At 64.6% G+C, this 7,678-nt stretch carries 9 protein-coding genes and 1 pseudogene; 7 read left to right on the top strand and 3 right to left on the bottom strand.

Going from position 1 to position 7,678, the window contains the following annotated elements; translation table 11 throughout:
- The 4 genes and pseudogenes from ACK5L9_RS04450 to ACK5L9_RS04435 all read left to right on the top strand — a co-directional run.
- Window positions 1–236: pseudogene (locus tag ACK5L9_RS04450) on the top strand (hypothetical protein); the annotation flags it as partial.
- Window positions 233–601, top strand: coding sequence for a hypothetical protein (locus ACK5L9_RS04445; RefSeq protein WP_416910244.1), 369 nt, complete (start codon window positions 233–235; stop codon window positions 599–601). The pseudogene ACK5L9_RS04450 and the gene ACK5L9_RS04445, both read left to right, overlap by 4 nt.
- Window positions 602–718: 117 nt before the next feature.
- Window positions 719–1,780, top strand: a complete 1,062-nt coding sequence (locus tag ACK5L9_RS04440) for an acyltransferase family protein (protein ID WP_416910243.1) — start codon at window positions 719–721, stop codon at window positions 1,778–1,780.
- 47 nt (window positions 1,781–1,827) lie between these two features.
- The gene (locus tag ACK5L9_RS04435) at window positions 1,828–2,832 is read left to right on the top strand and encodes a DUF808 domain-containing protein (protein WP_416910242.1); all 1,005 of its coding nucleotides are present in this window, start codon (window positions 1,828–1,830) and stop codon (window positions 2,830–2,832) included.
- Between the two features lie 12 nt (window positions 2,833–2,844).
- On the opposite strand, the gene ACK5L9_RS04430 is transcribed toward ACK5L9_RS04435, so the two are convergent.
- From ACK5L9_RS04430 to ACK5L9_RS04420, 3 genes are all read right to left on the bottom strand, one after another.
- Window positions 2,845–3,804 (bottom strand): magnesium transporter CorA family protein, encoded by a 960-nt coding sequence (locus tag ACK5L9_RS04430; RefSeq protein ID WP_416910241.1) that lies wholly within the window; start codon window positions 3,802–3,804, stop codon window positions 2,845–2,847.
- Window positions 3,805–3,890: 86 nt separating this feature from the next.
- Entirely contained in the window at window positions 3,891–4,919 is a 1,029-nt protein-coding gene (gene hemH, locus ACK5L9_RS04425; RefSeq protein WP_416910240.1) for a ferrochelatase, read from the bottom strand.
- Window positions 4,916–5,755 carry an SAM-dependent methyltransferase gene (locus tag ACK5L9_RS04420; RefSeq protein ID WP_416910239.1) on the bottom strand — a complete coding sequence of 280 codons (840 nt, stop codon included), beginning with the start codon at window positions 5,753–5,755 and terminating at the stop codon, window positions 4,916–4,918. The genes hemH and ACK5L9_RS04420 overlap by 4 nt, the downstream gene beginning before the upstream one ends.
- Between ACK5L9_RS04420 and ACK5L9_RS04415 the strand changes: the two genes are divergently transcribed.
- From ACK5L9_RS04415 to ACK5L9_RS04405, 3 genes are read left to right on the top strand one after another with little or no spacing between them, the layout of a single operon-like run.
- Window positions 5,754–6,512, top strand: coding sequence for a ComF family protein (locus ACK5L9_RS04415; protein ID WP_416910238.1), 759 nt, complete (start codon window positions 5,754–5,756; stop codon window positions 6,510–6,512). The genes ACK5L9_RS04420 and ACK5L9_RS04415 overlap by 2 nt on opposite strands.
- A 29-nt stretch (window positions 6,513–6,541) precedes the next feature.
- Window positions 6,542–6,817 (top strand): glutaredoxin 3, encoded by a 276-nt coding sequence (gene grxC, locus ACK5L9_RS04410; protein ID WP_416910237.1) that lies wholly within the window; start codon window positions 6,542–6,544, stop codon window positions 6,815–6,817.
- The gene (locus ACK5L9_RS04405; protein ID WP_416910236.1) at window positions 6,814–7,674 is read left to right on the top strand and encodes a carbon-nitrogen hydrolase family protein; all 861 of its coding nucleotides are present in this window, start codon (window positions 6,814–6,816) and stop codon (window positions 7,672–7,674) included. Before grxC ends, ACK5L9_RS04405 begins: the two co-directional genes overlap by 4 nt.
- The last annotated feature ends 4 nt before the right edge of the window (window positions 7,675–7,678 follow it).

The following is a 7,678-nucleotide window of genomic DNA, read 5'->3' as shown; positions in this document are numbered from 1 at the left end:
GAGGCCATGCCATTGACCGCCTGCGCGCCCGCGCCCTGCCGCCCCCCGCAGCGCGGGCTGCGGACCCCGCACCCGGCGACGAGGCGGGAAATGCCGGAATCGACGCCATCCGCGCCGTCTGTCTTGAGGGGCTGAGCTATGCCGATCTGGCCGCGCGCGAGCGCCGCCGCCCCGACGCCACCCGCGCGGCCTTTCGCGAGGCGTTGATGCGGTTCCATGAGGGTGCCAGCCGATGACTCAAGCCCCCGTTGCCCCCCCGGCAATCGACGAGGACGAAGCGCTTGCCGCCGAACTGGTCCTTGGCCTGCTGAACGAAGACGAGATGCAGGCCATTGCCGACCGTCTCGGCGAGGATGCCGGTTTTGCGCAAAAGGTCCGCGACTGGCAGGAAAGGCTGGCGACGCTGGCGGGCGGGCTGACCCCGGTGATGCCCCCTGCCCGCGCAAGGCAACGCATCCGCGAAAAGCTGGGTCACAGTACCCCGCCGCTGACCGACCCCCCCGATACCGGCCGCTCTGGCGGCTGGGGCAGCCTCCTGTGGCTGAGCCTGGGCCTGATCGCCCTGGCCGCCCTGGGCATGCTGCTGTGGCCGCGCGCCTGACCCGCGATGCCGGAACAAGATTCCCGCGGCGACTGAATACACGTTGACACCCCGGCGAAAATATATACTGAACTGTATTTATTAGCATACGTATATTGGTTCCCGCTTCGCCCACCCATGCCCGATTACAGCAGAATTCAATACCCTCTGTTCGACTGGCTGCGTATTATCCTGGCCTCTCTGGTATTCGTTCAGCACGCACAAGTTACCGGTCTTGTTTCGCCGGGAAATTTCGCGGTGCAGATATTCTTTGCGCTCAGCGGATGGCTGATCGGCGGTATTTTGCTTAAGATGCCGCCTGCTGGGCTGCCCCGGTTCTTTTACGACCGTGCCACCCGCATCTGGATTCCTTATCTTCCCGCAGTCGCGGCGATTTATATCCTGACCCTGTTGAAGGATGGCGGTTCGCCCTATTTTCTTGAGCCTCTGGCATTTGACCTGACCTTTACCCATAACTGGTTTATCAGCGAAAATCAGATTGTCGGGGCGGCGCTGCCCATGCAGGGGACAGGATCGCATTTCTGGTCGATATCCGTCGAGGAACAGTTCTACCTGATCGCGCCGCTGGTGCTGGTTCTGTCGCCGCTGCGCAAATCCCTGACCATCTGTGCGATCCTTGCCCTCGTCATGATCGGCATGCAGGGCTGGTACGGCTCGGTCTCGGCCGGTGTCCTGGCCGCGATGCTGCAACGGCGGTTTGGCGACTGGCATCTGACGCGACAAGGGGTGCTGGCCATTTCCGCGCTGTTTGCCACCGCTGCCGCCGGCTATCTGGTCATGGCACTGCCCTACAGGCTGTGCGTGCCCCTCGCAGCGGTCGCGGTGGTGTTGCTGACCGCCCGGCCCGGCCATCGCGGCACGGTCACGCGCCTTGTCGGCGGCCTGTCCTTTCCGCTGTACCTGTATCACTGGATGGGGCTGTTCGTGGGCAGCGCCCTTGTCAAGAAGGCAGAATTCGCGCAGCGGCCCGCCATGCTGATCGGCTATGTTGCGGCGCTGGCGATTGCGGCGGCGGCATATGCGATCGTGGATCGCAGGGTTCTGAGGGCGCGCACAGATCGTTACCGGCCTGCATATGGCAAGGCGGCCATCGTAACGGCCGGTCTGCTGCTGGTGACGGGCATCCTTCTGGGCACCCTTGTCATCGGCCCGCTGGACTCTGCCCCGCCGAGTTCCTAAGTCAGGGGCCGTCGGCTTGGGGTAAAGCCAGCAATGCAGGGAACGACATGAGCGGACTGATCGCACTTCTGGACGATGTGGCGGCGATTTCCAAGGTCGCGGCGGCCTCTATCGACGATGTCGCGGGACAGGCGGTCAAGGCGGGGGCCAAGGCGGCCGGTGCGGTGATCGACGATGCGGCGGTGACGCCGAAATACGTTCACGGCTTCGATGCCAGCCGCGAAATTCCCATCGTCTGGAAAATCGCGCGGGGATCGTTCTTCAACAAGCTGGTGATCCTGCTGCCCCTGGCGCTGCTGTTGTCCAGCTTCGCGCCCTGGGCGATCACGCCGCTGCTGATGCTGGGCGGGGCCTATCTGTGCTTTGAGGGGGCAGAGAAGATCGCCCATGTCTTTACCCATTCAGACCGGCATGACAGCGAAAAGCACACCCATCCCGACGGCGACGGTGCCGCGCTTGAGGAACAGCGCATCGCCGGGGCGATCAAGACCGATTTCATCCTGTCGGCGGAAATCATGACCATCGCGCTGGCCACCATTCCGACCGAGGACAGTCTGGTGATGAAGGCCATCATCCTTGCGGTGGTGGCCATTGGCATCACGGCGGCGGTTTATGGCGCGGTGGCGCTGATCGTGAAGGCCGATGATTTCGGCGTGCATCTGGCAACCGGACGCAATGGCGGGCTGGCCGCGCTTGGGCGCGGAATCGTCAAGGTGATGCCGGGCTTCATGAAGGTGCTGACCATCATCGGCACGGCGGCGATGCTGTGGGTCGGCGGCAATATCGTCATGCATGGCCTTGCCGGACTGGGTTGGCATTCGGGCTATGACTGGATCCATCATCAGGCCGAGGCCGCTGCCCATGCCCTGCCGCAGGCTCCGGGCATTGTGGCATGGGCGGTGACGGCACTGCTGGACGGATTGTTCGGGGTCGTTCTGGGTCTGGCGCTGATACCGCTGGTCGAATTTGCCATCAACCCGCTGCTGGCCGCCACGATCCTTCCGGTGATCGGCGGCATCCGGGGCCTGTTCGGGGCTGGTGAAAAGGGCTGACGCCCAAGGCTGTTACAGCCAGTTCTTCCATCGCAGCAACAGCCACGTCCCGATGGCGGTTCCCACCATCAGGACGATGGCTAAGGGATAACCCCAACTGACATGCAATTCCGGCATGTTATCAAAGTTCATGCCATACATGCTGGCGATCAGTGTCGGCGGCATGAACAGCGCGCTGAGGATCGACAGGATCCGCACCGTGTTATTCTGTTGCAGGTTGATCAGGCCAAGCGTGCTGTCCACCGCCAGACTGACGCGCGAGGACAGGAAATCGGCATGCACCTCAAGCGCCTGCACATCGCGAAGATGCGCCTTGACGGCGGGCCGCAGCTTGCTGCCCTCGCGGAATTCCTCGACGAGGGCGCTGTAAAAGGCCAGCACCCGCTCGGTCGTCATCAGCCCCAGTCGTACTTGCGACATGGTCTCGGCCTCGCGCCCGACCTTTTGCAGCACCGCCTGTAACCGTTCCGATCCGGTCCGGACCTGCGCGACGAACACGCCGGACATTGTCTCGTCCAGAATCCGCCCCGAGCCCTCCAGAATATCGGCCTGCCGCGCGACGATTTCCTCGACCAGCCCCAGAAACAGCCGGTCCGAAGTGGAGCAACCCAGGGTCGAGCGGTCGGCCCGGTCGGGATAGGTCAGGAACGGGCGCGGCGAGTGGTGGCGCACGGTCACAAGGCGATGGCGGTCCAGGATAAAGCTGACCGGCATCGCCTTGCGCTGTCCGCCGGCATTTTCTCCGGGAAGAACGGCAGTCATGAAATCCAGCCCCTCATCGCGATAAAGCCGGTTCGAGATCTCGATCTCTTCCATATCGGCCAGTGTCGGCAGGGGCACGCCAAGCCGGTGCATCATGGCAATTTCGTCATCGCCGGGCTGGATCAGGTCGATCCAGATCGCATGGGCCGGATCCGCGTCCGGCTCAAGCCGTACCAGCCGCCCCTTGCTGATCACATAGGCATAGTGCATTGCGGCCTCCTGACCCGATCACCATCTCCTCCGCGCCCGCAATATCACCATCGGGCAGCCCCCCGCCAGAGCCACCGCGCGACCGGCTAGACCCAGCCGCCGAGATTGTCGCGGATGACATTCATCATCACCTCGATATGGGCCGGATCATCGTTCAGGCAGGGAATATAGGTGAACTGCCTGCCGCCCGCATGTTCGAAACTCTCACGGATCTCGCCGTTGATTTCCTCAAGCGTCTCGATGCAATCGGCGGCGAAGGCGGGCGAGATGACGGCGATGTCACCCACGCCCTGACGCGCCAGATGGGCAACATGTTCGACCGTATAGGGGCGCAGCCATTCCTCGCGGCCAAAGACCGACTGAAAGCTGGTATCGATGATGCCATCCGGCCAGCCAAGGGCCTGTTGCAGCAGGCGCGAGGTCTTCTGACACTGGCAATGATAGGGATCGCCCTGCATCAGATAGCGTTTCGGCATGCCGTGATAGGACGCGACCAGCCGCGTGGGCCTGCGTCCCCCCAATACCCGCCGCACCGAATCCGCCAGCGCCGCGATATAGTCGGGGCGGTCGAAATAGGCATCGCAGGTCCGGACCGAGGGTTGCCAGGCCTGCTCCATCAGCGCCCGGAACAACTGGTCGTTGGCGGTGGCCGATGTCGCCCCGGCATATTGAGGGTAAAGCGGCAGGAACAGAATCCGCCGGCACCCCGCCCCGATCATCCGCTCCAGCACGTCGCGGGTCGAGGGGTTGCCGTAACGCATGCAGAAATCGACCATCACGCTGTCACCCCATTCGGCGGTGGCACGCTCGCGCAGCGCCTGCGTCTGGTTGCGGGTGATGGTCATCAACGGGCTTTCATTCGTCTCTTCGTTCCAGATCTGGCGGTAATTCGCGCCGGAACTGAAGGGCCGTTTGGTCAGGATGATGCCTTGCAGGATCGGCTGCCATTTCCATGCGGGCAGGTCGATCACCCGCCTGTCGGACAGAAATTCGTTCAGATAGCGGCGCATGGACCAGTAATCGTGACCGTCCGGAGTGCCCAGATTCGCGATCAGGATTCCGGTACGGGGCTGCGGGATCGCGGGGTGGTTCGCGGGCGCGTGGGCTGGCGTCATGTATCCTTCCCGAGGTCGTTCAGCGCGTCGGCAAGCCGTGTCATGGCCGAACCCGGACGCAGTGGTTTCTGTTGCGAAGCCGACGGTGCCCACCCGGTCAGAAAGACCAGATCAAAGCTTGCCCGGATGCGCGCGGGATCGTCGCGGTCGGGATGGGCCGCAGCATAGATCGCGGCGGCGCGGGCGAAAATCTCGCGACGGGTCGGGCGGCGCAGGCGGGCGGCCATGGCATTCCCCTCGCCCATGGCGCGCAGGTCGCGGGCCAGATGGATCAGGTCGCGATAGCTGGCCCGCTGAGTCAGCAGATCGGCCACCGGCAGGGCCAGACCGGCGCGGCCCAACAGCCCGCCCAGATCGCGGATCTCGCCCATGGGCAGGATGCGCGGCGACAGCCCGCCCGTGACTGCGGCCTCGGCCTCGGCCAGCGCGGCGCGGGCCTCGGACAGGGTCTGCCCGCCGAAACAGACGGCAATCAGCAGCCCGTCCTCGCGCAGCGCATGGCGGGCCTGCACCAGTTGCCCGACCGGATCCTCGGCCCAGTGCAGCGCCATGGCGTGCACGACCAGATCATGTGCGCCAGGACGCAGATCCAGCAGCGGATCGTCGGGAACGATTCGCGCGCCCGGAAAGCGCGTCGCCCAAAAATCGGGGAAACCCGTCACGATGGCGGGGGATGTAAAGCTTCTGTTAACCTCTGCCAGCCTATGTTCGATCTCGTCGGCGGCAATCTGGTGCAACACATCGGCATGGCCCTGCCGCGATGCCCTGCGGCGCTGGCGCAGCAGGGCATCGCGGTCGGTCAGGTTTGGGCGTTCGCTGGCGGAAGGAATGATCATGACGCGGGACCATAGTTTGCTTCGCGGGCCGATAAAAGCCGCGCTTCGTCTTCTTTATCCGCCGCAATGCCTGGGCTGCGGTCAGCCCGTCGCAGGAGAGGCGGCGCAGCTTTGTGCCGATTGCTGGCGCGAGGCCGATTTCATCACCGGTTGCGCCTGCACGCGCTGCGGCGCCCCCTTGCCCGATGATGGCACCGGCCTTGATGAGGGCGCAACCTGCGACGATTGCCTTGCCATCGCGCGCCCCTGGCGGCACGGGCGCGCGGCGCTGGTCTATGGCGGGACGGGGCGGCGGCTGGTCCTTGCGCTGAAACATGGCGACCGCCCCGATCTGGCCCCGCATCTGTCAAGCTGGCTGACCACCGCCGCCGCGCCCCTGATCCGGCACGACATGATCGTCGCCCCCATACCGCTGCATTTCCGCAGGTTGGTGCGCCGCCGCTATAATCAGGCTGCCTTGCTGGCCGAGCCGCTGGCCCGGTCGCGCGGCCTGACCCACCTGCCGGATCTGCTGCTGCGCAAACGCAACACCATGGGGCAGGATCACCGGGGCGTATCGGATCGATTCGCCAATGTCGCAGAGGCCATCGCCCTTAATCCGCGCCACGCGGACAGGGTGCGGGGCCGCGCCGTTCTGCTGATCGACGATGTGATGACCTCGGGCGCGACGCTTGCCCAGGCGGCCGGGGCGGCGCTTGCCGCAGGGTCGGGACCAGTTTCTGTTGCAGTGCTGGCGCGGGCGGTTAAGGATAATTAAGCTGAGGTATTCGCGCACAAAGGCTGCACATGGTTTCTGATCCGACTGTTGAAATCTACACTACCCCAACCTGCCCCTTTTGCCTTGCCGCCAAGCAGTTGTTGCGGACAAAGGGCGTGAATTTCACCGAAATCGATGTCGCGGACCATCCCGAACGCCGCGCCGCGATGACAAGGCGCGCCTGTGGCAAGCGCAGCGTTCCCCAGATTTTCATCGGCAAAACCCATATCGGCGGTTGCGACGATCTGCATGCGCTGGACGCTGCGGGCAAGCTGGACCCGTTGCTTGGGGGCGATGCCGCATGACCACGCCTGCGGGCCTGACCGTGGCCATGTTGCAGATGACAGTCGGCGACGATCCGGCGGCCAATCTGCACGAAACACAGCAAATGATTCGCGAGGCGGTGGCGCGCGGGGCCAGGCTGGTGCTGACCCCCGAGGCGACAAATCTGCTGTCCCCCGATCGCAAATGGCAGGCGGGCGTCCTTCAGCCCGAGGCCCGTGACCCCACGCTTACCGCGCTCAGGGCCGAGGCGCGGGCAGGGGGGATCTGGTTGCTGATCGGGTCTCTGGCGCTGAAAAGCAACGATCCCGGCGACGAGCGCTTTGTCAATCGCAGCCTGCTGATCAACCCGCAAGGTCAGATCGCGGCGCGCTATGACAAGCTGCACATGTTCGATGTCACCATTTCAGAGACCGAGCAATATCGCGAAAGCGCGGCCTACCGGCCCGGCGACCGCGCCGTTCTGACCCAAGCGGCGGACGTGCCCATCGGCATGACCATCTGCTATGACCTGCGCTTTCCGCAACTTTACCGCCGTCAGGCACAGGCGGGCGCGCGCATCCTGACCGTGCCCTCGGCCTTCAGCCCGACCACCGGCAAGGCCCACTGGGAGGTGCTGCTGCGCGCCCGCGCCATCGAGAACGGCTGTTTCGTCCTTGCCCCCGCCCAATGCGGCAGCCACCCCGCCCCGCATTCGCCCGACCGCCAGCCCCGCCGCAGCCACGGGCATTCGCTGGCCGTCGATCCTTGGGGGCAGGTTCTGGCTGATGCCGGAACCCTGCCCGGCGTGACCGTCCTGCATCTTGACCTGAAGGCCGTGGACAGGGCACGTTCGCGCATCCCGTCGCTGATCCATGATCGTCCGTTCGAAGGACCGTGAGCCC

The sequence above is a fragment of the Paracoccus sp. (in: a-proteobacteria) genome (genome assembly GCF_047973135.1).
Classification (GTDB): Bacteria; Pseudomonadota; Alphaproteobacteria; order Rhodobacterales; family Rhodobacteraceae; genus Paracoccus.
Note: the sequence above shows the minus strand (reverse complement) of the source record. Positions and strands in the feature narration are given on the sequence as shown.